The sequence below is a fragment of the Microcoleus sp. PH2017_28_MFU_U_A genome (assembly GCF_020738035.1).
In the GTDB taxonomy this organism is placed as follows: domain Bacteria; phylum Cyanobacteriota; class Cyanobacteriia; order Cyanobacteriales; family Microcoleaceae; genus Microcoleus.
In genome coordinates this window covers 56,672-57,343 of the sequence record NZ_JAEQCX010000032.1, presented here as the reverse complement: position 1 = coordinate 57,343, position 672 = coordinate 56,672, and the positions used below count along the sequence as shown (strand labels likewise).

Sequence of the window (672 nt, the reverse complement as noted above, 5' to 3'; positions counted from 1 at the left end):
ATAATAGTTTGGTTTTCACTTACTATTTTGGTTGATAGTTTATGTAGAAAGTCTTTACGCAAGTCGGCAATTTGATTGTGTGTTTTGGCTATTTGAATCCTGGTTTTATGGCGACGTTTTGAGTCTTTCTGTTGACGTGCTAACTTGCGCTGTAGTTTGCGAATTTTGCGATCTAACTTTTTATAGCTAGGGCTGTGCGCTGTTTCCCCGTTACTCATTACTGCCAAAGTTTTAATTCCTAAATCAATGCCGACGCTTTGGTTTTTGGCGTCAATACTGATGGGTTGAACTTCTACTACAAAGCTTAGGAAATAGCGGTCGGCACAGTCTTTAATTACTGTGACGGAACTCGGCTCAGACGGCAATTCTCTAGACCATATGGGGTTAACATTTCCAATCTTTGCCAAATATACAGACTTACCTTTGACAGAAAAGCCTGATTTAACAAAAGTTGCAGATTGACTGTTAGTCCTTTTTTTGAATTTGGGTTGCCCGAGTTTTTTGCCTTTCCTTTTCCCTTTCAGGAAGTCAAAATAGTTTTTGTAAGCAGCCTCTAATTGCTTAAGAGACTGTTGCAAAGGGACTGAGGAAACATCGTTAAGCCATTGCCTTTCCTCGGTCTTTTTAGTTGAGGTGAGAGTTTTAGCTAAGCTGTTGTACCCTGGGTATTTA

Annotated in this window: 1 protein-coding gene; it reads right to left on the bottom strand. The window is 39.7% G+C overall.

Annotation, left to right across the window (positions count from 1 at the left end; genetic code table 11):
• Positions 1 to 672: RNA-guided endonuclease InsQ/TnpB family protein (locus JGK14_RS05585; protein ID WP_325314835.1), on the bottom strand; the 672-nt coding region annotated here is incomplete at both ends.